At 70.8% G+C, this 22,380-nt stretch carries 25 protein-coding genes; 2 read left to right on the forward strand and 23 right to left on the reverse strand.

Annotation, left to right across the window (positions count from 1 at the left end; translation table 11 throughout):
* Positions 1-5: 5 nt before the first annotated feature.
* The 14 genes from resB to ACFFJD_RS15780 all read right to left on the reverse strand — a co-directional run bounded on the left by resB (position 6) and on the right by ACFFJD_RS15780 (position 12,721).
* On the reverse strand, positions 6-1,634 hold the full coding sequence (gene resB / locus ACFFJD_RS15715) for a cytochrome c biogenesis protein ResB (protein WP_382365844.1): 1,629 nt from the start codon (positions 1,632-1,634) through the stop codon (positions 6-8).
* Positions 1,631-2,434 (reverse strand): cytochrome c biogenesis CcdA family protein, encoded by an 804-nt coding sequence (locus ACFFJD_RS15720; protein ID WP_382365847.1) that lies wholly within the window; start codon positions 2,432-2,434, stop codon positions 1,631-1,633. The genes resB and ACFFJD_RS15720 overlap by 4 nt, the downstream gene beginning before the upstream one ends.
* Positions 2,431-3,027, reverse strand: a complete 597-nt coding sequence (locus tag ACFFJD_RS15725) for a TlpA family protein disulfide reductase (protein WP_382365849.1) — start codon at positions 3,025-3,027, stop codon at positions 2,431-2,433. Before ACFFJD_RS15725 ends, ACFFJD_RS15720 begins: the two co-directional genes overlap by 4 nt.
* Positions 3,028-3,032: 5 nt before the next feature.
* Complete coding sequence (locus ACFFJD_RS15730; protein ID WP_382365851.1) at positions 3,033-3,659, reverse strand: histidine phosphatase family protein; 627 nt, start codon at positions 3,657-3,659, stop codon at positions 3,033-3,035.
* A gap of 1 nt (position 3,660) precedes the next feature.
* The gene (hemL, locus tag ACFFJD_RS15735) at positions 3,661-4,998 is read right to left on the reverse strand and encodes a glutamate-1-semialdehyde 2,1-aminomutase (RefSeq protein ID WP_382365853.1); all 1,338 of its coding nucleotides are present in this window, start codon (positions 4,996-4,998) and stop codon (positions 3,661-3,663) included.
* A gap of 107 nt (positions 4,999-5,105) precedes the next feature.
* The gene (locus ACFFJD_RS15740) at positions 5,106-5,960 is read right to left on the reverse strand and encodes an SGNH/GDSL hydrolase family protein (RefSeq protein ID WP_382365855.1); all 855 of its coding nucleotides are present in this window, start codon (positions 5,958-5,960) and stop codon (positions 5,106-5,108) included.
* Positions 5,957-6,499: a transport-regulating membrane protein Mce1N gene (gene mce1N, locus ACFFJD_RS15745; RefSeq protein WP_382365857.1), complete on the reverse strand. Its 543-nt coding sequence runs from the start codon at positions 6,497-6,499 to the stop codon at positions 5,957-5,959. Before mce1N ends, ACFFJD_RS15740 begins: the two co-directional genes overlap by 4 nt.
* Complete coding sequence (locus tag ACFFJD_RS15750; RefSeq protein WP_382365859.1) at positions 6,496-6,924, reverse strand: hypothetical protein; 429 nt, start codon at positions 6,922-6,924, stop codon at positions 6,496-6,498. The genes mce1N and ACFFJD_RS15750 overlap by 4 nt, the downstream gene beginning before the upstream one ends.
* Positions 6,921-7,460 (reverse strand): hypothetical protein, encoded by a 540-nt coding sequence (locus ACFFJD_RS15755; RefSeq protein WP_382365861.1) that lies wholly within the window; start codon positions 7,458-7,460, stop codon positions 6,921-6,923. The genes ACFFJD_RS15750 and ACFFJD_RS15755 overlap by 4 nt, the downstream gene beginning before the upstream one ends.
* A complete protein-coding gene (gene hemB, locus ACFFJD_RS15760; RefSeq protein WP_382365863.1) occupies positions 7,460-8,446 on the reverse strand; it encodes a porphobilinogen synthase in 987 nt (328 codons plus the stop codon). Before hemB ends, ACFFJD_RS15755 begins: the two co-directional genes overlap by 1 nt.
* A gap of 10 nt (positions 8,447-8,456) precedes the next feature.
* Positions 8,457-10,079, reverse strand: coding sequence for a bifunctional uroporphyrinogen-III C-methyltransferase/uroporphyrinogen-III synthase (locus tag ACFFJD_RS15765; protein ID WP_382365865.1), 1,623 nt, complete (start codon positions 10,077-10,079; stop codon positions 8,457-8,459).
* Positions 10,080-10,149: 70 nt separating this feature from the next.
* Positions 10,150-11,088: a hydroxymethylbilane synthase gene (hemC, locus tag ACFFJD_RS15770; protein WP_382365867.1), complete on the reverse strand. Its 939-nt coding sequence runs from the start codon at positions 11,086-11,088 to the stop codon at positions 10,150-10,152.
* Between the two features lie 33 nt (positions 11,089-11,121).
* Complete coding sequence (locus ACFFJD_RS15775; RefSeq protein WP_382365869.1) at positions 11,122-12,450, reverse strand: glutamyl-tRNA reductase; 1,329 nt, start codon at positions 12,448-12,450, stop codon at positions 11,122-11,124.
* A 4-nt stretch (positions 12,451-12,454) separates the two neighbouring features.
* A complete protein-coding gene (locus tag ACFFJD_RS15780) occupies positions 12,455-12,721 on the reverse strand; it encodes a glutaredoxin family protein (protein WP_382365964.1) in 267 nt (88 codons plus the stop codon).
* 227 nt (positions 12,722-12,948) lie between these two features.
* On the opposite strand from ACFFJD_RS15780, the gene ACFFJD_RS15785 reads away from it, so the two are divergent.
* Positions 12,949-14,064, forward strand: coding sequence for an HAD family hydrolase (locus ACFFJD_RS15785; RefSeq protein WP_382365966.1), 1,116 nt, complete (start codon positions 12,949-12,951; stop codon positions 14,062-14,064).
* Here the strand turns inward: ACFFJD_RS15785 and ACFFJD_RS15790 are convergent.
* The 9 genes from ACFFJD_RS15790 to ACFFJD_RS15830 all read right to left on the reverse strand — a co-directional run bounded on the left by ACFFJD_RS15790 (position 14,052) and on the right by ACFFJD_RS15830 (position 21,451).
* Positions 14,052-15,116, reverse strand: a complete 1,065-nt coding sequence (locus tag ACFFJD_RS15790; protein WP_382365968.1) for a lysophospholipid acyltransferase family protein — start codon at positions 15,114-15,116, stop codon at positions 14,052-14,054. The two genes, ACFFJD_RS15785 and ACFFJD_RS15790, sit on opposite strands and share 13 nt — an antisense overlap.
* Before the next feature lie 79 nt (positions 15,117-15,195).
* The gene (locus ACFFJD_RS15795; protein ID WP_382365871.1) at positions 15,196-16,251 is read right to left on the reverse strand and encodes an NAD-dependent epimerase/dehydratase family protein; all 1,056 of its coding nucleotides are present in this window, start codon (positions 16,249-16,251) and stop codon (positions 15,196-15,198) included.
* Positions 16,252-16,320: 69 nt separating this feature from the next.
* Positions 16,321-16,422, reverse strand: coding sequence for a 30S ribosomal protein bS22 (locus ACFFJD_RS15800; protein ID WP_003402602.1), 102 nt, complete (start codon positions 16,420-16,422; stop codon positions 16,321-16,323).
* 151 nt (positions 16,423-16,573) lie between these two features.
* Complete coding sequence (locus ACFFJD_RS15805) at positions 16,574-16,777, reverse strand: helix-turn-helix domain-containing protein (RefSeq protein WP_246992309.1); 204 nt, start codon at positions 16,775-16,777, stop codon at positions 16,574-16,576.
* A 183-nt stretch (positions 16,778-16,960) separates the two neighbouring features.
* Positions 16,961-17,839 carry a pyrroline-5-carboxylate reductase gene (gene proC, locus ACFFJD_RS15810; RefSeq protein ID WP_382365878.1) on the reverse strand — a complete coding sequence of 293 codons (879 nt, stop codon included), beginning with the start codon at positions 17,837-17,839 and terminating at the stop codon, positions 16,961-16,963.
* Positions 17,840-17,872: 33 nt separating this feature from the next.
* On the reverse strand, positions 17,873-18,742 hold the full coding sequence (locus tag ACFFJD_RS15815; RefSeq protein ID WP_382365880.1) for a thioesterase family protein: 870 nt from the start codon (positions 18,740-18,742) through the stop codon (positions 17,873-17,875).
* Positions 18,723-19,619, reverse strand: coding sequence for a sugar phosphate isomerase/epimerase family protein (locus tag ACFFJD_RS15820; RefSeq protein WP_382365882.1), 897 nt, complete (start codon positions 19,617-19,619; stop codon positions 18,723-18,725). The genes ACFFJD_RS15815 and ACFFJD_RS15820 overlap by 20 nt, the downstream gene beginning before the upstream one ends.
* 2 nt (positions 19,620-19,621) lie before the next feature.
* Positions 19,622-20,461, reverse strand: coding sequence for an Rv0497 family membrane protein (locus ACFFJD_RS15825; RefSeq protein WP_382365884.1), 840 nt, complete (start codon positions 20,459-20,461; stop codon positions 19,622-19,624).
* A gap of 39 nt (positions 20,462-20,500) precedes the next feature.
* Positions 20,501-21,451, reverse strand: a complete 951-nt coding sequence (locus tag ACFFJD_RS15830; protein WP_382365886.1) for a Ppx/GppA family phosphatase — start codon at positions 21,449-21,451, stop codon at positions 20,501-20,503.
* Between the two features lie 59 nt (positions 21,452-21,510).
* On the opposite strand from ACFFJD_RS15830, the gene ACFFJD_RS15835 reads away from it, so the two are divergent.
* On the forward strand, positions 21,511-22,353 hold the full coding sequence (locus ACFFJD_RS15835; RefSeq protein ID WP_382365888.1) for a DUF3109 family protein: 843 nt from the start codon (positions 21,511-21,513) through the stop codon (positions 22,351-22,353).
* Positions 22,354-22,380: the final 27 nt, after the last annotated feature.

The raw sequence follows: 22,380 nt of genomic DNA on the forward strand, positions 1-22,380 counted from the left end.
TCGGACTACAGTCCGCCCGGTCGGAGACGTCCGCCTTCGACCAGGAGGGCCCGCGCTTGGTCGTCGAAGCCCTCCCCCCAGCCGGCCTGGTCCGTACGGGCCAGCCCGGCCACTTCAACTACAGTACGTCGTTGACCGTCGTCGGTCACCGTCGGAACCAGCCGAATCCAGATGCGACGACGCCGGACCAGCATCGACACCAGCAGGCCGGCGATCATCACGATGGCGGAGATCAGCACCGCGGTCTGGCCCGGGTCGTGCGAAACCTGCATGGACACCCAACGCTGGTAGCCGTCGTAGGTCACCACGGTGCCGTCCGGCAGCGTGGTGCTCTCGCCCTGCTTGAGGTTCACCGACGCCTTGCGCACCAGGCGCCCCTGATCGATCAGCGCGCGGTCGAGCTCGTAGACGCTCTGCGCGCGGCCGGTGTCGAGGCCGCCGTCGCCCTGGTACACCCGGATCGCCACCTGCGGATCGTTGACGATCGCCGACTGCGACAGCAGCAGCGTCGAGTGGAAGGCGGGGTCGGGGGCGAACAGGCCGTCGATGGCGAGCTGATTCTTGCGGCGATCGTCCTCGTCCGGGTACATCCCGGCCGGGGTGTCGAAGCGCATCGCGCCCTCGGACAGCATGGTCTGGGTGTCCTGCGGCAGGAACGGCGCGGTCTGGGTGCGCTTCTCCCCGTTGGGGAAGGTCACCGTGAAGGTGGGCGCGAAACCGTTGCCCAGCACGTACACGCGGTCGCCGGCCACCCGCAGCGGCTCGTTGACCCGGATGGTGCCCTGCGTCCAGGTGTCCTCCGGGGACTGCACGTCGGTGGTGTAGCGGACCTTCGAGGTGTACATGTCGGGCTGACCGCTGGGCAGGAACTTGGCCTCGAAGTCCTCCACGTTCACGCAGAACGGGTTCAGGGCCGTGCCGTCGACCAGGGCACCGCCGCGGAACGAGTCGTACACCGCGGTGGAGGTGTTGCACAGGGTCTGGTCTTCCCCGGCCACCAGGATGCGCGTGCCCTCGTAGCCGAGCAGCTTGCCTGCCGCGATGGTCACCAGCAGCGCCAGCAGCGCGAAGTGGAAGGTCAGGTTGCCGAACTCGCGCAGGTAGCCCTTCTCCGCGGACACCTCCACGGCGCCGTCCGGGTACGCCGTGCTCGCTGGCACCTCCCGCGTGGTCCGGCGCCAGCCGCGCAGGTTGGTGCTCACCCGCTCGGCCAGGTCGGCGGGCCTGCCGTCGACGGTCTCGGTGAGGTGCCGCGGCAGGCGCTTCAGGTTGCGCGGGGCGGGCACCGGCTTGGTGCGCAGCGCCTTGAAGTGCTCCCAGATGCGCGGGGTGAGGCAGCCCACCAGCGAGATGAACAGCAGCAGGTAGATGGCGGTGAACCAGCCCGAGCCGAACACGTCGAACAGACCCACCCGGTCCATCCACACCCCGAGGGTGCCGCGGTCGGCGATGTACTGCGCCGTCTTGCCCTCGTTGAGGTCGCGCTGCGGCAGCAGCGCGCCCGGGACGGCGGCCAGGGCCAGCAGGAACAGCAGCACCAGCGCGGTGCGCATGGCGGTGAGCTCGCGCCAGACCTTCTTCAGCGGCGTCCCCACGAAACGCTGCAGGGTCGACGGCCGGCCGGAGGTTGTCATATCGGTAGCTCCACATCAGAGATCATGGTGATCCGGATCCAGTCGACGATGTCGTTCCACCAGCCGAACAGCAGCAGCAGGCCCACGCCGATCATCAGAATGCCGCCCACCACTTGAATCACCCGCGCATTGCGCCGCAGGAAGCCGAGGCTGCGCACCGCCCACGCCGACGAGAACGCCAACAGCAGGAACGGCAGGCCCAGGCCGATGCAGTAGGCGATGACCAACGCGACCCCGCGCCAGGCGGTCATCCCCTCGGTGTTGGCCGCCACCACCAGCACCGCGCCCAGGGTGGCGCTGCTGCACGGGATCCAGCCGACGGCGAAAACGCCGCCGAGCAGCGGCGCGCCCACCCAGTGCGAGATCCGGATCGGGTTCATCCGCCGGTCCTGCATCTGGATGGTGCCGATGAAGATCAGGCCCATCAGGATGGTCACGACGCCGCCGACGCGTTGCAGCAGCAGCATCCGGGACTGGTCGTAGAAGGCGGTGGTGACGCCGAACAGCGCCGACGTGGCCAGCACGTACACCACGGTGAAACCGAGGACGAACAGGAGCGCGGCCCCCACCACCCGCAGCCGGCCCTTCTTGGGCGCCTCACCGGGGACGACGGCCGGTGCCTCGGCGCCCACCAGGCCCGCCAGGTACGACAGGTAGCCCGGCACCAGCGGCACGATGCACGGTGAGGCGAAGGAGATCAGGCCCACCAGCACGCACACGCCCAGCCCGAGCAACAGCGGCCCGGACGAGACGGTCTCGGCGAAGGTCTCGGCGACCCCCGCCACGTGCAGGACGGTCATGGGGCGTCGTCGCCCTCAGCGAGGACCCGCACGACCTCGTCGTAGATCTCCTGCTCGCTCACCGACTTGAGGTAGACGATCACCGGCCGCAACTGGCGGTCCAGGATCACGGTGGTCGGCACCGCGCCGACGGGCACGCCGAGCGCGGACAGGTTCTGCCCGCCGTAGTCGTAGATCGACGGGTACGTCAGGCCGCGGTCACGCGCGAAGTCCTGCGCCGACCCGCGGTTGTCGCGGAAGTCGATGCCCACCACCGCGGCGCCCCGGTCCTTGATCCGCTGGTACACCTTCTCCAGCTCGGGGGCCTCCTTGCGGCACGGCGGGCACCACGACGCCCACACGTTGACCACCACGACCTTGCCCTTGTACGAGTTCAGGTCCACCGTCCCGTCACCGAGCAGGTCGGGGCCGGACACGTGGCCGATCGGCTTGCGGTCGGCCACGTCGTAGCGGATCACGGTCTTGCCGTCGGGCGCGACGATCTGGTTGGGCCCGCCCTGCACCACGGCGTCGTCGCCGGTGGCACAGCCGGTCACCACCAGCAGCGCGACCACAGCGAGCACCACCGCGGACAGGGAACGAGGAAACCGCACCGCGCTCACGCTCCGGTGATGCGCGGATCAGAGGCGCCTGCCGGTTCGGAGTAGACGATGTCGACCAGTTCGTCGCCGTCGTACACCAGGCTGGTCAGCGAGGCGAGCGAGCACTGGCGGATGCGGGGATCGTGCCAGAGACGACGACCCTCCAGGAAGCGGCGCAGCGTGTACACGGGCAGCTGGTGGCTCACGCACACCACCTCGTGTCCGGCGCCGGTCTTGCGGGCCAGGTTGGCCGCCGACAGCATGCGGTGCGCGATCTGCAGGTACGGCTCGCCCCACGACGGGGTGAACGGATCGCGCAGCTTGCTCCAGTGCCGCGGCTTACTCAGGGCACCGTCGCCCACCGAGACGCGCAACCCCTCGAACTGGTTGTCGGCCTCGATCAGGTCGTCGTTGGTGATGATGTCCAGGCCGTGCGCGGCGGCGATCGGCGTGGCCGTCTCCTGGGCGCGCTGCAGCGGCGAGGCGAAGACCGCGGCGATGTCGTGATCGGCGAGCGCGTCGGCGACCACCTGCGCCTGGGCCCTGCCGTTGTCCCCCAGCCGGAAGCCGGGCAGGCGACCGTACAGGATCTGGTCGGGATTGTGCACCTCACCGTGGCGCATCATGTGGACGATCGTCTTCATCTCAGTCCTGTCCGGGGGCGACGGCGGCGGCGGCCGCGGCGGCGGCAGCCGGAAGGGCATCGGCGAGGCGCGTGAAATCGTCGTCGCTCAGTGCGGTGGAAACGAACCAGGCCTCGAAAGCGCTGGGCGGCGGATAGATCCCGCCGTCGAGCAGGGCGTGGAAGAACGGCGCGAAGCGCCAGGTGTCGGTGGCCTTGACGCCCGCGTAGTCGACGATCTGCTCGTCGCTGTCGGTGAAGAAGACGCTGAACAGGTTGCCCGCGGCCTGCACGCGATGCGGCACGCCCGCGGCGGTCAGCGCCTGCGTCAGCAGTTCCTGCACGCGCAGCGCGTTCGCGTCGAGCCGGGCGTAGACCTCGTCGGTGGCCAGCGAGAGGGTGGCCAGACCGGCGGCGACGGCCACCGGGTTCCCCGACAGGGTGCCCGCCTGGTACACCGGGCCCACCGGGGCCAGGTGATCCATCACGTCGGCGCGACCGCCGAAGGCCGCGGCGGGCAGACCGCCGCTCATCACCTTGCCGAAGGTGTACAGGTCGCCGGCCACGCCGTCGATCCCGTAGTAGCCCGAACCGCTCACGCGGAATCCGGTCATCACCTCGTCCATGATCAGCAGGGCGCCGTGCCGCCGGGTCAGGTCCCGGAGGCCGGCGTTGAAACCGTCGACGGGCGCGACGGCACCCATGTTGCCCGCGGCGGCCTCGGTGATCACCGCGGCGATCTCGCCGGGGTACGCCTCGAAGGTCGCGGCCACGGCGTCGAGGTCGTTGTACGGCAGCACCAGGGTGTCGTGCGCGGCGGCACCGGTGACGCCCGGCGAGGTGGGCAGCCCCAGGGTGGCGACGCCGGAGCCTGCGTCGGCCAGCAGGGCGTCGACGTGGCCGTGGTAGCAGCCGGAGAACTTGATGATCTTGCTGCGGCCGGTGAACCCGCGGGCCAACCGGACCGCCGACATGGTGGCCTCGGTGCCCGAGTTCACCAGGCGGACCCGCTGCACCGGCTCCACGCGCGCGGCGATGGCCTCGGCCAGCGCGATCTCGGCCTCCGTCGGCGCACCGAAGCTCAGCCCGTGCACGGCCGCCGACCGCACCGCGTCCACCACCTCCGGGTGGGCGTGACCGAGGATCATCGGACCCCAGGAGCACACCAGGTCGGTGTAGTGGTTGCCGTCTACGTCGATCAGCTGCGAGCCGGACGCCTCGGCGATGAACCGTGGGGTGCCGCCGACCGCGGAGAAGGCGCGGACCGGAGAGTTCACTCCTCCCGGGATGGACCGTGCGGCCCTGGCGAACAGTTCCGCGCTCACCTCGGTGGCTGCGGAGTCGACGGGAGAATGGACCATGACCTCCAGTGTTCCAAATGATCGCGCGAGCGCCCAATCGCCGCCGCCGACATTCAGGCCCCTCACAGGTTCACCGGAAAACCGGTGACCCAGGTCATTCCCCGCCCTCAGTCGAGGGCCGCCAGCACCGCATCGGCCATCGCGCGCTGGCCGAGTTCGGTGGGATGCAGCGAGCCGGGGCCGCTGCGCAGCGGCGCGATCCACCGCTGATCGTCCGCGGCGCAGGCGGTGTGTGCGGCCGACGGGCCCGCGACGTCGACGTAGGTGGCCCCGGTCGCGGCCGCCGCCTCGGCGACCACCGCGTTGAGCCGCCGCTGCAGACGGTGCAGGTAGGGCACGTCGCCGGCGGCGATCGGTACCTGCGCGAAGCAACCGTCGGTCGGCGGCAGCAGCCACGGGTAGCCGACGACCAGCACGCGCGCCGACGGCGCCCGCTCGACGATCGCGCGCAGTCCCCGGGTCAGCGCGGGTCGGGTGCGGGTGTCCAGTGCGGTCAGCAGGGTCTGCCCCTGCGCCCGCGCGCACGGCGCACCGGCGGGTTCGGCCCGGCCCAGCCGGGTGCACTCGCCCACCGCCGTCGCGAAGACGCCGGCGTCGTTGCCGCCCAGGGTGAGCGTCACCAGGTCGGTGTCGGCGTCGAGCGCCGCCAGCTGGGGGCCGACGCCCTCGTACTGGGCCGCGGTCAGGTCCTCGGTGGTGGCACCGGCGCACGAGACGTCGGTGAGTTCGGTGCCGCGGCCGCGCGAGACGAGCCGACCGTAGTTGCCGTCGGCGCGCTGGCACAGGAACGACGAGTCGGCCACCAGCGGCCGCAGTCCGGTCCCGGCGGCGAAGCTGTCGCCCAGGTGCGCCTGTCGGGTCACCGGGGCCGTCTGGCCCGCCGGGTCCGCCTGGTCGACGTCGCCCGCGCAGCCGGTGAGCGCCAGCAGCACCGCCACCGCCCCCGCGAAGACGCGCCTCACGCGTCCTTCTCGGTCGCCCGCTTCTGCGTGGGCGCCAGTCCCAGCTGAACGGCCAGGTGCGCCTGGGTGAGTTCGGTGCGGAAGACGTCGACGTCGCGCGCCCACGCCTGCGCCAGCTTGCCGTTGGTCAGCTTCACGCCGACGCCCTTGCGGCGCCGCGGCACCGCGGGCAGTTCGCCGAGCGCGCGGGCACTCTCCCACTTCTTGTGCTCGGCCGATCGGTTCGCCGGATACACCTCGGCGATCTCGTCCAGGCCGATGGTCTGCGCGCCCTGGCGCAGGGTGGTCTCGGTGAGCCGCACCGAGACGTGCTGCCGCGCGGCCGCGACCTGCAGGAGCGCGAAGCCCACCAGGACCACGCCGAAGATGGTCAGCACCGGCCAGTGGATGCGTCCGCCACCGACGATCTCCAGGATCAGAACGGCCGCGATCATCACCGGCCCGATGGCCACCACCCACCAGCTGCCGCCGGCCTCGTAGAACAGTTCTTCGCCCTCGGGTGCGTCGGCGTCGGCCTCGGTCTGCGGCTCGTCGGTCACTGCGGGTCCGTGTGCTTCCCGGTGAACCAGGCGTTCGCGACGGGGCGGTAGGCCAGGATGGTGGCACCCAGACCCACCACCGAGGCCGCGAACACGGCCGCGAGCAGGCCCGACTGGAAGCCGATGGTGAGCACCAGCAGCATCACGGCCACCACGCTGGTGAGCGCGGCGAGCGAGCCGCGCCACTGGGCGCCGCTGCAGGCCTTGCGGGACAGGGAGATGTAGGTCAGACCGAGGAGCATAACCAGGATCTCGATCGCGATCCGATCCAGGTGCCAGCCGGCGTCGAAGAGCGACGCGATCAACAGGTAGGCGCCGAGCGCCAGCAGCAGCGCGCCCGAGCCGAGCCACAGTCGGAACGCCCACCGCACCTGCGGCGGCCGGGTGGACGGATCGGGTTGATAGGTCACCGTCTGGTCGGTCATCTGTTGTCCCCTTGTGGTTGCGGACCGGATCCCTTCCGACGGTACGCCGCGCTCTGGTCCATGAACTTCTTCGTGTCCGGATGCAGCAGCGCCGCCGCCGCGCCCATCGCCGCGACCCCGCCGATGATCCGCGGGACCATCGCCCAGGTCGGCAGCTGGGCGGCCGCGTCACCGGCGGAGAAGCCGAAGAGCAGGCCCAGCACGTCGAACACCAGCATCACCGCGACCACCGCGGCGATCCACGCCAGCACGAACCGAGCCCACCCGATGCCGCGCCACACCAGCCAGCCCAGCCCCGAGGTGAGCACCAGCGCCACCACGGCGGCGATCACCAGCGAGAGGATGGCCACGATGGTGGCGATCTGCTCCACGTCCTGCGGGCCGTTCGGTTCCTCGGCCATCTTGCGCGCGTAGGTCAGCGCCTCGCCCCGCATCACCGAATAGGTGCCGATCAGCGCGATCAGTTCGAAGACGAGCGCACCCAGCGTCAACTGCAGGGCGGTGCGCACGGTGTCGGGCACGGCGGGCCGCGTCATCAGCGACTCCGCTGCTGCAGTCGCTCGGCGATCTCGACGGCGGCGTAGGTCAGCACGATCGACGCCCCGGCCCGCACGATCGACAGCACGGCCTCGTCGAGGGCGGCCTCCCGATCGATCCAGCCGCGTTCGGCGGCCGCGCAGATCATCGAGTATTCGCCGCTGATCTGGTAGGCCGCGACCGGACGATCGGACCGATCGGCCACCTCGCGCACGATGTCCAGGTAGCTCATGGCCGGTTTCACCATCACCATGTCCGCGCCCTCGTCGAGGTCGGCGAGCAGCTCGCGGACCGCCTCGGTGCGGTTGGCCGGATCCTGCTGGTAGGTGCGGCGGTCCCCGTCCAACGACGACCCGACCGCCTCGCGGAACGGACCGTAGAAGGCGGAGGCGTACTTGGCCGTGTAGGCCAGGATCCCGACGTCGGTGAAACCCTCGCCGTCGAGCGCGTCACGGATGGCGGCCACCTGGCCGTCCATCATGCCGCTGGGCGCGACCACGTGGGCGCCGGCGCGCGCCTGCGCCAGGGCCAGGGCCCGGTAGTGCTCGAGGGTGGCGTCGTTGTCCACCCGGCCGGCCGCGTCGAGCACGCCGCAGTGACCGTGATCGGTGAACTCGTCGAGGCACGTGTCGGCCATCAGCACCGTGGTGTCGCCGAGTTCGGCGGCCAGCCTGGTCAGCGCCCGGTTGAGGATGCCGTCCGGCGCCTGCCCGCACGATCCGGTCGCGTCCTTGTCCTCGGGACGGGGCACGCCGAACAGCATCAGGCCGCCCACACCGGCGTCGACGGCCGCGCGGGCCGCCTCCGACAGCGAGTCCAGGGTGTGGTTCACCACGCCCGGCATCGACGAGATCGGCCGGGGCGCGTCGAGGCCGTCGGCGACGAACATCGGCAGCACCAGCTGCTTCGGCGAGAGTCGGGTCTGGGCGACGAGGGACCGCATCGCCTCCGTGGTCCGGAGTCGACGGGGGCGGTGCAGGCTCATGTCGCTCATCTTACGAGCGCGAGCGCCGCGACTTCTTCCGAGGCGGCGGCAGGGTGCCTTCGGCGCGCAGCTCGGCGGCGTGCACGGCGAGGGCGTCGACCAGCGCGGTGATGGAGGCGTCCTCGGGGCGCACGTCCACGCGCAGCCCGAACTCGATCGCCGTCTCGGCGGTCTTGGGACCGATGCACGCGACGATGGTGCGGGCGTGCGGCTTACCGGCGATGCCGACCAGGTTGCGCACGGTGGAGCTGGAGGTGAAGCAGACCGCGTCGAAGCCGCCGGTCTTGATCATCTCGCGGGTGGCCGCGGGCGGCGGCGCGGCGCGCACGGTGCGGTAGGCGGTCACGTCGTCGATCTCCCAGCCGCGTTCGCGCAGACCCTCGGAGAGCGTCTCGGTGGCGATGTCGGCGCGGGGCAGCAGAATGCGGTCCACCGGGTCGAAGATCTCGTCGTACGGCGGGAAGTCGGCGAGCAGACCCAGCGACGACTGTTCGCCGGTGGGCACCAGCTCCGGCTCCACGCCGAAGGCGCGGACGGCGTTCGCGGTGCCCTCGCCGACGCAGGCGATCTTGACGCCGGAGAAGGCGCGGGCATCCAGGCCGAACTCGGCGAACTTCTCCCACACGGCACGCACCGCGTTGGTGGAGGTGAACACCAGCCACTGGTAGCGGCCGTCGACCAGACCCTTGACCGCCCGTTCCATCTGGGCGGGGCTGCGCGGCGGCTCGACGGCGATGGTCGGCACCTCCTGCGGGATGGCGCCGTGCGAGACCAGTCGGTCGCTCATCTCGGCGGCCTGATCCTTGGTGCGCGGCACCAGCACGGTCCAGCCGTACAGCGCCCGCGACTCCCACCAGGAGAACTTGGCGCGCGAGCCGACCAGCTTGCCGACGGTCAGGATCAGCGCGCCGGTCATGGCGGCGGCGTGATCGGTGAGCGCGGCCAGCGTGGTGTCGATGGTGCGCTGCTGGCAGGTGGTGCCGTTGACGGTGATCGCGACGGGCGTCTGCGGGGCCAGGCCGTGCTCGGTGAGCGCGCTGGCGACCTCGCCGAGGTGACCGTCGGTGGCGTGCAGGACCAGGGGGCCGGGCGCGGCGGCCAGGGCCGCCCAGTCCACCTCGCCGCGAACGTCGGCGACAGTGTGGCCGGAGCCCAGGGGCAGACCGGCGAAGCCGGGGACGGCCGCGGCGTGCGGCAGCCCGGGCAGCACCTCGAAGACGACGGTGGTGCGGGCCACGGCGGTGATCTCGGCGAGCACCGCGTCGGTGGTCATCGGGTCACCGGCCACCACGCGCACCACGTCGGTGCCGGTGCGGGCCTGAGTGACCAGGGTCTTGGCGACCTGGGCGGGATCGCCGAGGGCGGGGCGGACCACGGCTTCGGCCTCGTCGACCGGCTCGGGGGCGGGCGCCGCCTCGGCCGCCTTGCGGCCGCTGCGGGCCGGCGGGACCTCGACGGTGGCGTGCGCCGAGCCGATCAGGTCGACGACGGCCGGGGCCACGTCGGGGTCGACATAGGCGACCGTCGCCGCGGCCAGCACTTCAAGGGCACGTACGGTCAGCAGATCCGGATTTCCGGGACCCGACCCGACGAACAGAATTCGGCCCGGACTAGCATTCTTGGTACGGCTCATGCGTTCGCACTCTCCTGCCCGCGAAGGGCTGCAGTTCGTTCTCTGCGGGAGCCGTCAGTCGGCGTCGCGGTTACGACTCCGGATCGACGAGTGCGGCGGCACCGAGCTCCAGCAGTTCGGCGGCGAGATCCTTGCCCAGTTCAGCGGCCCTCTCCACCGGACCCACCCGCGAGGCACGGATCACTTCCGATCCGTCCTCGGCCGCCACCGCCGCACGCAGCGACAGTTCGGCGAAGATGTGTCCGTCCTCGTTGATCGATTCGACCACCTCGGCAATGGCTCCGACCGGTGCGGTACACCCGGCCTCGAGGGTCGCGAGTACTGCGCGTTCGGCGTCCACCGCCGCACGGGTGGACGGGTCGTCCAACTCGGCGAGGATTCTCACCAGTTCGGCATCGTCGGCACGGCATTCGACGGCGAGAGCCCCCTGCGCCGGCGCTGGCAACATGACCACAGGGTCGATTGCTTCGGTGACCGCGTCGGTACGACCGATGCGAACCAGTCCGGCTCGGGCGACGACCACCGCGTCCAGTTCCCCGTTCGCGACTTTGCCCAACCGAGAATCAAGGTTGCCCCGTAGGGGGCGAATTTCCAAACCGAGACCCAGTGCTCTAAGCTGTGCGGCCCGGCGCGGCGACGAGGTTCCCACCAGGGACCCCGGCGGCAGCTGCCCCAGCACCAGCCCATCCCGGCTGACCAGCGCATCTCGCGGATCCACGCGGGTGGGCACGGCGGCCATCGCGAGGTCCGGCTCGGGCTTGGTCGGCAGGTCCTTGTAGGAGTGGATCGCGACGTCGCATTCGTTGTCGCGGAGCGCGATTCTAATCGCGGTGGTGAAGACGCCGACGCCGATCTGCGCGACCGGGGCCGTCGACGTGTCGCCGTCGGTGCTGATGATCACCAGTTCCGCGGGGTGTCCGGCGGCCGTCAGCCGGTCGGCGATGCCCTGCGCCTGAGTGGTGGCGAGCAGCGAACCGCGGGTACCGATACGGAGGGGGGCGACAGACACGAAGGTCCTCTCTGAGCGAAGGAGGCCCGGGACCTAACGGGGACCGGGGTCCGGGGCCGCCACCTGTTCGGCGGTACCCGGCTTGAGTTCGAACAGTTCACGCAGCGCCTCGGCGTAGTGCGTGCCACTGCCCGACGAGGCCAGTTGCTTCACCCGCACCGTCGGCGCGTGCAGCAGCTTGTCGGCCACCCGGCGCACCGTCTTGGCCACCTCGTCGCGCTGCGCGGGGTCCAGGTCGGGCAGGCGGCTCTGCAGGCGCAGGATCTCGGCGTCGACCAGGTCGGCGGCGCGCTGGCGCAGCGCGGCGACGGTCGGGGTCACCTCGGCCTGGCGCTGGGCGGACAGGTAACCGGCGAGCTCGCCGGCCACGATGGCCGAGGCCGCGGCGGTGTCGTCGGCGGCCGCCCGGGCGCCGCTGTCCCCGCGCAGGCTCTCGATGTCGATGACGTGCGCGCCGGGCAGGCGGGCCGCGGCCGGATCCACGTTGCGGGGCAGACCGAGGTCGCAGATCATCAGCGGAACCATCGACGCGCGCCGCAGCAGGGCCTGGTGCACGTCGCCCACCTGCAGCACCGGGGTCACCGAGCCGGTCGCGGTCACCACGATGTCGGCGTCGGCCATCACCTGCGCCACGTCGTCGATCCTGGCGCCGCGCGCGGCGATGCCGTAGCGCTCGGTGACGCGGGCGGCCAGTTCGTTGGCGCGTTCGGCGGTGCGGTTGACCACGAACATCTCGGTGATGCCCATCCGGGCGAGTTCGCTGGTGGCCAGCGAACCCATCGCCCCGGCGCCGATCACCACGGCCCGGCGCATCGGGGGCTGACCGGTGCCGCGCACGGCGTCGGCGCGCGCCACGGCCACCGACACCACGGAGGCGCCGGCGCGGTCGATGCCGGTCTCGGTGTGCACGCGCTTGCCCACGCGCAGCGCCTGCTGGGCCAGCTCGTGCAGGGTGCGTCCGGCGGTCTTGGTCTCGTCGGCCACCGTGTAGGCCGTACGGATCTGGCCGAGGATCTGCTGCTCGCCGACGACCATCGAGTCCAGTCCGGCGGCGACGGTGAACAGATGCTCCACCGCGGCCTCGGAGTAGTGCACGTAGGCGTGGTCGGTCATCTCGCCGTAGCTCATGCCCGAGTGCTCGCCGAGCACCTGACCCACGACCTCCAGCGCCGGGTGGAAGGCGTCGACGACGGCGTACAGCTCGATGCGGTTACAGGTGGAGACCAGCATCGCTTCGCTGATCGCGTGCGACTGCAACATCGACTCGACCAGCTTGGGCCGATCGTGTTCGGACACGGCAAGTCGTTCGAGGACCGGTACTGGAGCGCTCCGATGGGAGACCCCGAACAACAAAAGACTCACCCGATCAGGGTAGTTCACTTCCCCGCGCGATCTCCATCGCCCCGGCCAGGTCGGCCCGCAGGCGCGGCTCGTCGACCTCCCAGTAACCGTGCTCCACACCGTCGAGCAGGATCACCGGCACGCGGTCGCCGTACTCGGCGCGCGGCAGCGTATCGCCGGCGGCGGCCAGCTCATCGACGTCCGACACCTGCGGCGTCAGGCCGTAATCGGCCAGGATCGCCTCCAGCTGCGTGCGCGCGGCCGCACACATGTGGCAGCCCGCCCTGGTCATCAACGTCACAACCGGAACCGATTTCTGCTCTGCACTCACGAACGGCGAGTCTAGTCCGATCACGCTAGGCTGAAGCCGCGCGATCCCGCCCGCTTCACCCGATACCCAGGAGGTAGCCCGTGAGCCGCAATTCTCCCGACCGCGACGACGACGCGACGCTCGACGCCCAGGTGCGCGACGAGTCGCTCGAGGACGCTGTGATCGAGGACGAAGCGCTCGAAGACGGGATGCTCGCCGAAGACGCGCCCGGCGACGAGGCGCTGCTCGCCCACCTGCACGAGAGTCGGGAACTGGCGGCCGAGCAGTTCGACGCCGGCCCGGACGACGACGAGCACGAGGACGCCGAGCTGAGCGAGGCCGACGCCGCCGCGCTGCGCGAGGAGGAGGAACGCCGCCGGGTGGCCGCATGGCTGGCCGACCGCGCCGGCCGGTTCCGGCAGAGCGCGAGCGAGCTGCGGCAGGTGCTGGCCGGTGAGGCCTCGGCCACGGCCGCCATCGAATCGCTGCGCAAGCGCACGCCGTCGGCCACCGACTCGGAGACCCCCGAGGTGACCGACCTGACCGCGGCCGCCTTCTTCGACGTGGACAACACCCTGGTGCACGGGGCGTCCATCGTGCTCTTCGCCCGCGGCCTGGCGGCCCGAAAGTACTTCTCCTACAACGACATCATGCGGTTCGCCTGGCAGCAGGCCAAGTTCCAGCTGACCGGCCGGGAGAACCTGGACGACGTCGCGCAGGGCCGCGACACCGCCCTCAGCTTCATCGCCGGGCGCTCCACCGAGGAACTGATCTCGCTCGGCGAGGAGATCTACGACGAGTACATCGCCGACCGGATCTGGCCGGGTACGCAGGCGCTGGCCCAGCGCCACCTCGCGGCCGGCCAGCAGGTGTGGCTGGTCACCGCGACCCCCGTCGAACTGGCGCAGACCATCGCCAAGCGGTTGGGCCTGACCGGCGCGCTGGGCACCGTCGCCGAGAGCGAGGACGGCGTGTTCACCGGCCGCCTGGTGGGCGACATCCTGCACGGGCCGGGCAAGGCGCACGCCATCCGCTCCCTGGCCGTCCGCGAAGGCCTGAACCTCAAGCGGTGCACCGCCTACTCCGACTCCTACAACGACGTGCCGATGCTGTCGCTGGTGGGCACCGCGGTGGCCATCAACCCCGACTCGGATCTGCGCGACGTGGCCAAGGTGCGCGGCTGGGAGTCCTACGACTTCCGGACCGCACGCAAGGCCGCCAAGTACGGCGTCGGCACCACCGCGGTGGTGGGCGCCGCGGCCGGCTCGGCGGTGGTCGCCAGCAAGCTGCTGCACGACCGCTCCAAGCGCGCTCAGCCGAAGTAGACGCTGGCGCGACGGCTCAGCATTCGGAACAGCGTCTGCTGGATCTCCTCGCGCACGTGGTCGGTGAGATCGAAGACCACCATCGGGTCGTCGGCCGAGGCCGGATCGTAGGTGGAGGTGTCGATGGGCCGGCCGAAGTGGATGTGCCACTTGGACGGCAACGGGATCACACCCAGCGGGCCCAGCCACGGGAACAGCGGCGTGATCGGGAAGTACGGCAGTCCGAGCGCCCGCGCCAGCGGCTTCAGGTCCGCCACCATCGGATAGATCTCCTCGGAGCCGACGATGGAGACCGGGATGATCGGGGCCTGCGTGCGGATCGCGGTGGTCACGAAGCCGCCGCGACCGAAGCGCTGCAGCTTGTAGCGGTCCTTGTACATCTTGCCGATGCCCTTGAAGCCCTCCGGCCACACCGCGGTGAGCTCACCCTGGCGCAGCAGCGCCTCGGCGTCCTCGTGGCAGGCCAGGGTGGCGCCGATGCGGCGCGCGAACTCGCTGACCACCGGGGTCTCGAAGGCCATGTCCGCGGCCAGCGGCCGCAGGTAACGACCGCCCGGATGGTTGTCGCGCACCGCGAGCGAGCAGATCACCGCGTCGATCGGGACGGTGCCGGCGTGATTGGCCACCAGCAGCGCGGCGCCCTCGGCCGGCAGGTTCTCGATGCCGGTCACTTCCACGCGGAACCACTTCTGGTACAGCTGCCGGACGGCCGGGAACCAGACCGATTCGGTGAAGTGCGGATCGAAGCCGAAGTCGTCGACGGCGTAGTCGCCGGTCATCCGTTCCCGGATGAAGCCGGAGGTGGCGATCAGCGAGTCCGCGACCGCCGTCCGCAGGCCGCCGAGGCTGAACAGCGGCGACTGCCGCACCGGATCGATCGCGGTGTGCGGCTCGTCGGGCAGCACGATGTCGGTGTTGATCGGCACGATCTCGGCGCCGTCGGTTCCGAAACCGTCGGTGTTGGGGTGGCCCAGGCGTGCTGACGGCGCCCGCTGGTCGGAGGTGTACAGCGAAATCACTTTGGCGGTGCGCGCATCGCCGCGCTTGTCCATCGGTGTCACAGGTGAACCCACCCCCTTCTCACATCGGTTGATCGTCGTCGCAGAGCTAGCGCCATGGTAGTCGCGGGCCTCACTGGATCGCTGTGGCGGCGGACACGGCCCGCTGCTCCAGTGCCCGCCACGACTCCGACCCGACGACCGGCGAGGTGCTGCCGCGGGCGATGAAGTCGTCGAGCGTCTCGCGCGTGGTGTAGCGGGGCTCGAAACCCAGCTCGGTGCGCATGCGCGTGGTGTCGAGCACCCGGCCGAACGAGAGGTATCCCTCCTGCTCGGACCGGAACGCGGGCAGGCGGCCGTCACGCAGCACGCCGATCAGCGGCGCGAGCAGTTGCGAGGGCACCGGCAGCTGCACGTGCCCGGCGCGGTGCACGGCCTGGGCCAGGGTCACCACGCCGTCGCCGGCCAGGTTGAAGGTGCCCGCACGACCGCGGGTGGTTGCCCATTCGAGGGCGCCGAGGGCGTCCTCCTCGTGCAGGAACTGCAGTCGTGCCTGATGGCCGAAGACCACCGGCACCATCGGCATGGACAGGTAGCTGCTCATGCGGGTGGAGATGCGCGGACCGAGGATCGCCTGCGGACGCAGGATGGTCACGTCGATGTCCTGCCGTCGGCGCGCCAGCCCGCGGGCGTAGCTCTCCACGTCGAGCATGTCGCGCCCGTAGCCGCGGCGGGGCTCCCGGCGCGCCGGGGTGCCCTCGGTGAAGTACGCCGGGTCGGCCGAGCTGGCGCCGTAGATCATCGCCGAGGACCGCAGGATCACCCGCTTCACGCTGGGCGTGCGCTGGCAGGCCGCGTACACCTGCATCGAGCCCACCACGTTGAGTTCCTTGATGGCCGCCGAGTGGCCGGCCGAATCCATGATCGACGGCGCGGCGTGCACCACGGTGTCCACCTCGTAGCTGGCCAGCGCGCGGGCGATGGCCGGGCGGCGAATGTCCAGGCGCAGGAAGTCCGCGCGCCCCATCCGGCGCATCAGCGTCTTGCTGGGCACTCGCGAGTCGACGGCCACGATCCGCTCGACGTCGGGGTTCTCCGCGAGCCGCGCCACCAGGTAGCCGCCGAGGAATGTCGATGCGCCGGTGACCAGCACCGAACGGGGCGCATTCGCCGCGGGCACGTCTGTCATGAGTACCAGGCTAACGAACGACGAAACCCGCTCACGAATGAGCGGGTTTCGATCATGTTGCTTCTCGACTCACTTGCCGAGTTTACGACGCTGCACACGTGTGCGACGAAGCAACTTGCGGTGCTTCTTCTTCGACATGCGCTTGCGGCGCTTCTTGATCACTGAACCCATGGGGCTCTCCTCACGATCTTGCTGATGGTCCGTAGGCCGCGGTCGACCAGGGGACGATGGCGGCACTCCAGTCCCGCTCAGCGCGACCGGGACCCGAGGTTTCATTCTACCGATTCGATGAACCGGAGACGAAATCGGGGCGCTCGAATGCCTATCCTGCGTCGAAGTACGAGGTCTCCAGGTAGTCGTGCACGGCCTTCGCGTGCACACGGAACGACCGTCCGACGCGCACTGCGGGCAGTTCGCCGCTGTGCACCAGGCGGTACACGGTCATCTTCGAGACGCGCATCAGCGCGGCCACCTCGGCAACGGTCAGAAACTGAGTTCCCGCACCGGGCTCATCTACTGCAGCCATGAATATCTAAACCTCCGGTGCACGCATCGTGGCCACCGGCTTCCCCTCCGGCGGACATAGACACGTACGTGCTGCTAGGAGCTTAACGTGGCAGATGTGAATTGTGCGACGTGAGTGGCCAATTTTACGTCGTATTACGACGGTGTGATTCCCGAAAACCGGACGTATCCGCAGGTAGGCGGCTCAGCTCTCGTCGTCGGCGAATTCCGCGGCCACCGCACCGCCCGCGCGCGAACCCTCAACGTCGGCTCGACGTGCGGACATCTTGCTGGTCTCGGCGGCGGCCCGGGCGGCCTCGCTCGCCGCGTGCCGCAGCCCGAAACGCTCGAACTCGCGCAGCGCGGCGGCCGTGGTGCCGCCGGGCGAGGTGACCGCGGCCCGCAGGTCCACCGGCGAGACCCCGGATTCGGCCAGCAGTTCACCGGCCCCCTTCAGGGTCTGTCCGGCCAGCTCCAGCGCCTGGGGGCGGGTCAGGCCCAGCCCGACGCCGGCGTCGACGAGCGCCTCGACCATCAGGAAGAAGTAGGCCGGTCCGGAACCGGAGATCGCGGTGACCGCGTCCATCTGCTTCTCCGGGACCACCATCACCTTGCCGACGGCCTCCATCAGCCGCACCGCCACCGCCACCTGCTCGGGGTCGGCGTGACGGCCGGCGCACACCGCGCTCATGCCCTCGTTGACCAGCATCGGGGTGTTGGGCATCACGCGGATCACCGGGGCGCCGGCGGGCAGGGCGCTCTCGTACCGCGCCGTCGGGATCCCGGCCACCAGCGACACCGTGATGCGCTCGGCCTCCCCGTCGTCCTCGGCCCGCGCCAGTTCCCGCAGCACCGAATCGACGGCGTCCGGCTTCACCGCGAGGAAGACCACCTGGGCGCTCTCGGCGGCATCCCGGACGTCCTCGGTGACCCGCACGCCGTAGTCCTGCGCCAGTTCCGCCGACCGCGCGGCCAGCTTCTCCACCACGACGAGGTCCCGGGTGGGCTTGCCCGCCTTGATCAGGCCGGCCAGCAGGGCCTCGCCGATCTTGCCGCCGCCGATGATCGCTACTCGCTCAGTCATGTCGCCTCTTCGTCTCTTCGCTCGGGTCCGCGGTCAGCGCGCGCTCGGGATGAGCGCCAACTGCCGCGACTGCGCCACCAGGGCGCCGGTCTCGTCCACCACCGTATGGTCCTCGGAAAACATGCCCCGACCGACCTCGGTGGTGGTGGCGGCGAACCGCAGCCACCCGGTGCCGTCCGGACCGCTGTGCGGCACGCGACGCAGGTAGGTGGTCAGCTGCACGGTGGGCGCCCAGCCGAACAGGCCGAGGTTCATCACCACCGGCGGGGACACGTCGCACACCAGCACCGGGAAGTCCACCGTCATCGTCGACGGCTGCGCGGCGCGGTCCTTGGGCCGGGTCCAGCCGCGGATCTGCGGCGCGCCCTGCTCGCCGCGCAGCACCGGGAACCAGTGCGGGTCCAGCACCAGATCCATCGCCGGCGCCAGATGCATCACCTCGCCCAGCGGCGAGTCGTCGATCGCCACCCCGTCAGGGGTGGGCGCCGGGGGCAGGTCCTCGAGGACGGTGTCGCCGCTGTGGTACGGGTCCCCGTCGTCGGGCTGCCCGAGGGTCACGCTGGAATCGACCATCACCCGATCGCCCTGGCGCACCTGCACCTGGGCCAGCGAGACGGTGCGACCCCGCTTGGCCAGGCGGACGGCGAGTTCCACCTCGGCCGGGTCGGGCGCGGCCAGGAAGTCGCTGGCCACCGCGATGGCCGAGGTCCCGGCCGGCGGCGCCTGATCGCTCAGGCGGTACAGGGCGTCGCGGGCGGCGGCAGCCGACATCATCTGCAGGGTGCCGCCGTGCACCTTGGGGCCGATGGTGAACACCGACGAGACGGCGCCGCGGTAGACCACGAAGTCGCTGCCCTCGTCGGTCACTTCGAAATCGAGCAGGTCACCGAGTTCGGTCGACATCGTGGTCCTGTCCCCCGTTGCGGGATAGATGAGTCTGGGCGAATTCCAGCGCCCGGGTCAGCATGGCGCTGCGCTCGGCCTTGCTCTTGGCCGAACCGGTGTGCACCTCCAGCACCACCGAACCGTCGAAGTCGCTGTCGGCGAGCTGTCGGCACACCTGCACGCACGGCTGGTTGCCGTCGCCGGGAATCAGATGCTCGTCGGTGGCCGCACCGGTGCCGTCGGTCAGGTGCAGGTGGGCCAGCCCGGCTCCCATGCGTTCGGACAGCGCCAGCGCGTCCACCCCGGCGGTCGCCGCGTGCGAGAGGTCGAGCGTGTAGTGGTCGTAGCCGTGGTCGGTGGGGTCGATCGACTTGCCGAACGCCGAGGCGTGCAGACCGGGGGCGCCGCCGCGTTCGGCCATCCGGGTGGCCGAGCGGGCACCCGCCCCGAACAGTCGGTCGGCGCGCATCGGGAACATGTTCTCCACCGCCACCCGCACGTCTGTCTCGGCTTCGAGGCGACGGACCAGCTTGTCGAAGCCGCGCACGTACTCGCGCTGCCAGCGGAACGGCGGGTGGACCACCACGGTGTCGGCGCCGAGGTCCTCGGCGGCCTGCACCGAGCGCACCAGTTTGGCCGACGGGTCGCGGCCCCACACGCGCTGGGAGATCAGCAGGCACGGGGCGTGCACCGACAGCACCGGCACCTGGTACTGCTGCGACAGGTGCGCCACGTGCGCCACGTCTTGGCTCACCGGGTCCGACCACACCATCAATTCGACGCCGTCGTAGCCGATCTCGGCCGCGTAGGCGAAGGCCGCCTCGGTGTTCTGCGGATACACCGACGCCGTCGACAGACCGATCGGGATCTCCGGACGCAAACCAGTGGGGCGCAACGCTAGACCAGCATCACCAGCGGGCCGATCGTCACGATCAGCCCCACCGCCAGTGCCAGCAGGGTGGTGGGCAGGTCCCGCTTGCGCAGCACGTACGCGAACGTGACGATCGCGAAGATCACCAGCACGGCCAGCAGCAGCGCGAAGTAGACGTACTGTTGCCAGAGCACGGTGAAGCCCCAGAACAGGCCGCCGCCGATCAGCACGCCCAGCACCACTTCCCCGGCCAGCCCGAGCCAGCCCCACGCGGCCGAGCGCGGCGCGGCATCGGCCTCGGCGGTGTCGGTCTCGGCGGGGTCGGTCGCGACCTCGGCGGCCTCGGTGGTCGGCGCCTCGGCGACGGTCTCGGCCGGCGCGTCGGCTGCGGTCTCGGTCTCGGTCACAGCGGTCGGTGCGGTCACGGTGGGGTCGACGTCGGCGGCCGGTGCGATCACCAGGGCGGCGTTGGCGCCGGTCGGCAGGTCCTCGCCGATCAGGTCGTCGCGCTCCACCGCACGCAGGGAACCGGTGTCGGGGTCGTCGGTGACCACCGGAATGATCCCGGTGACCACGTTGGCCGACTCGGCCGGAGCGTGGGCGGGCATGCCGGAGGCGCCGACCACCCGGGCGGCGGGCTTGTCCGCGGCTGGCGGGGTGTAGGCGGGCATGCCGGAAGCGGTGGTGGCGGAAGCGCCTGCCGCGGGGGCGGGTTTGTCCCGTGCGGGCCCGGACGTCGCCCGCCCGGTCGCGGCACGGCGCACCGACAGCGGATCGGCTCGCGGAAAGGCACCTTCGTCAGCGGTTCGGGCGATCAGTTCTTCGACGGTGATCGGACGCGAATCCGGATCCGGCTCGGTTGCCATCGGCGGCTGACTCCATCCTGGTCGTGGTTGGGCCCAATCCTATTGGGCGATGGTCATCGGTCCGGCGGGCTCGCTGTCGAGACGGCGCAAAATGACGCCTTCCCGCAGAGCCCACGGACAGATTTCCAGTCTATCTACACCGAGCGCGCGCATCGTCGCCTCGGCGACCAGGGCGCCGGCCACCACCTGTGGGGCGCGGTCAGCGCTGACGCCTTCCAGTTCGGCCCGGTCGGCGGTGGTCATCCGCGAGATGAAGGCGATCAACTGCCGGATGCCGTCCTGGGTCACGGTGCGCTGGATGTGCGGGCCGGCGCTCGACGGCGCGGCGCCGGTCAGCCGCGCGAGCATGCGGAAGGTCTTGGACGAGCCGACGGCCAGGTGCGGTTTACCGGGCGCCTTGAGGTCCTTGGCCGGACCGCGCAGTTCGGCGTCGAGCCAGTCCCGCAGCACCGCGATGCGCCGGCGGTCCGGCGGATCGTCCTGGATCCATTCGCGGGTCAGGCGGCCCGCGCCCAGCGGCAGCGAGATCGCGATGTCCGGTTCCTCGTCCACCCCGTTGGACATCTCCAGCGAACCGCCGCCGATGTCCAGGGCCAGGATGCGCCCGGCCTGCCAGCCGTACCAGCGGCGCACGGCCAGACAGGTGAGTCGGGCCTCGTCGACGCCGGACAGCACCGTGACGTCCAGGTCCGAGGTCTTCTTGATGCGCGCCAGCACCTCGTCGGTGTTGGTGGCGTCGCGGACCGCGGAGGTGGCGAAGGCCATGATCTCCCCGCACCCGGACGAGACCGCGATCTTGGTGAAGTCCTGGATGGTGGAGACCAGCAGGTCGGCGCCGTGGTCGGTCATCCGGCCGTCGTCGTCGATCTGTTCGGCCAGTCGCAGCACGGCCTTGGTCGAGCTCATCGCCGTCGGCGCGCCGCCGGCCTGCGCGTCCACCACCAGCATGTGCACCGTATTGCTGCCCACATCGAGCACTCCGAGTCTCACCGTCATCAAATTACTGCGCCCGCGGCGCGGATGCGACCCGGGGACTACGGTGGGGCCCTGTGGCCACCGATAGCAGCAAGGCGCAATCCGCGCCCGAGGTGCCGCTCGACTTCCCGCGCGAGTGGTACGAATTCTTCGACCCCGCCGACCCCGAGCACCTGATCAGCGTCGATCTGACCTGGCTGCTGTCCCGGTGGTCGTGCGTCTTCGGCACCCCCGCGTGCCAGGGCATCATCGCCGAGCGGCCCGACGACGGGTGCTGCACGCACGGCGCCTACCTGACCGACGAGGACGACCGGGCGCGCCTGGTCAAGGGCATGGAACTGCTCACCGAGGACAACTGGGAGTTCTACAAGAAGGGCTCCGGCAAGGATCCGCTCGGCGCCCGCGGCTACCTGGAGGAGAACGACCTCGACGGCGAGCCCGCGCTCAAGACGCGCGTGCACAAGGGCGCCTGCATCTTCCTCAACCGCCCCGGCTTCCCGGCGGGACAGGGCTGCGCGCTGCACGGTGCGGCCCTGGCGCGCGGCCTGGAGCCGCTGACGGTGAAACCCGACGTGTGCTGGCAGCTGCCGGTGCGCCGGGAGAACGAGTGGGTCACCCGGCCCGACGGCACCGAGATCCTCAAGACCACCATCGGCGAGTACGACCGCCGCGGCTGGGGCGAGGGCGGGCACGACCTGGACTGGTACTGCTCGGGCTCCCCCGACGCCCACGTCGGGGCCAAGCCGGTCTTCGAGTCGTACGCGCCCGAGCTCACCGAGTTGATCGGCGCCCCCGCCTACGAGGCGCTGGCCCAGGCCTGCCGCCTGCGGGCGAACCTGGGCATCGTCGCCGTGCACCCGGCGACCGCCGCCGCCACCACCCGCCACACGACGGACCTCAAGTACCAGCAGTTCTGACGCTCGCGGTTCCCGCTGTCGAAACAC

This window comes from Gordonia phosphorivorans (genome assembly GCF_042432625.1).
GTDB lineage: Bacteria > Actinomycetota > Actinomycetes > Mycobacteriales > Mycobacteriaceae > Gordonia > Gordonia phosphorivorans.

What these genes read in the sequence shown, in the direction of transcription:
- resB (WP_382365844.1), bottom strand. Translation starts at nt 1,634, where the DNA reads ATGACAACCTCCGGCCGGCCGTCGACCCTGCAGCGTTTCGTGGGGACG.
- ACFFJD_RS15720 (WP_382365847.1), bottom strand. Translation starts at nt 2,434, where the DNA reads ATGACCGTCCTGCACGTGGCGGGGGTCGCCGAGACCTTCGCCGAGACC.
- ACFFJD_RS15730 (WP_382365851.1), bottom strand. Translation starts at nt 3,659, where the DNA reads ATGAAGACGATCGTCCACATGATGCGCCACGGTGAGGTGCACAATCCC.
- hemL (WP_382365853.1), bottom strand. Translation starts at nt 4,998, where the DNA reads ATGGTCCATTCTCCCGTCGACTCCGCAGCCACCGAGGTGAGCGCGGAA.
- ACFFJD_RS15750 (WP_382365859.1), bottom strand. Translation starts at nt 6,924, where the DNA reads ATGACCGACCAGACGGTGACCTATCAACCCGATCCGTCCACCCGGCCG.
- ACFFJD_RS15755 (WP_382365861.1), bottom strand. Translation starts at nt 7,460, where the DNA reads ATGACGCGGCCCGCCGTGCCCGACACCGTGCGCACCGCCCTGCAGTTG.
- hemB (WP_382365863.1), bottom strand. Translation starts at nt 8,446, where the DNA reads ATGAGCCTGCACCGCCCCCGTCGACTCCGGACCACGGAGGCGATGCGG.
- ACFFJD_RS15765 (WP_382365865.1), bottom strand. Translation starts at nt 10,079, where the DNA reads ATGAGCCGTACCAAGAATGCTAGTCCGGGCCGAATTCTGTTCGTCGGG.
- ACFFJD_RS15780 (WP_382365964.1), bottom strand. Translation starts at nt 12,721, where the DNA reads ATGACCAGGGCGGGCTGCCACATGTGTGCGGCCGCGCGCACGCAGCTG.
- ACFFJD_RS15785 (WP_382365966.1), top strand. Translation starts at nt 12,949, where the DNA reads ATGCTCGCCGAAGACGCGCCCGGCGACGAGGCGCTGCTCGCCCACCTG.
- ACFFJD_RS15790 (WP_382365968.1), bottom strand. Translation starts at nt 15,116, where the DNA reads ATGGACAAGCGCGGCGATGCGCGCACCGCCAAAGTGATTTCGCTGTAC.
- ACFFJD_RS15795 (WP_382365871.1), bottom strand. Translation starts at nt 16,251, where the DNA reads ATGACAGACGTGCCCGCGGCGAATGCGCCCCGTTCGGTGCTGGTCACC.
- ACFFJD_RS15800 (WP_003402602.1), bottom strand. Translation starts at nt 16,422, where the DNA reads ATGGGTTCAGTGATCAAGAAGCGCCGCAAGCGCATGTCGAAGAAGAAG.
- ACFFJD_RS15805 (WP_246992309.1), bottom strand. Translation starts at nt 16,777, where the DNA reads ATGGCTGCAGTAGATGAGCCCGGTGCGGGAACTCAGTTTCTGACCGTT.
- proC (WP_382365878.1), bottom strand. Translation starts at nt 17,839, where the DNA reads ATGACTGAGCGAGTAGCGATCATCGGCGGCGGCAAGATCGGCGAGGCC.
- ACFFJD_RS15815 (WP_382365880.1), bottom strand. Translation starts at nt 18,742, where the DNA reads ATGTCGACCGAACTCGGTGACCTGCTCGATTTCGAAGTGACCGACGAG.
- ACFFJD_RS15825 (WP_382365884.1), bottom strand. Translation starts at nt 20,461, where the DNA reads ATGGCAACCGAGCCGGATCCGGATTCGCGTCCGATCACCGTCGAAGAA.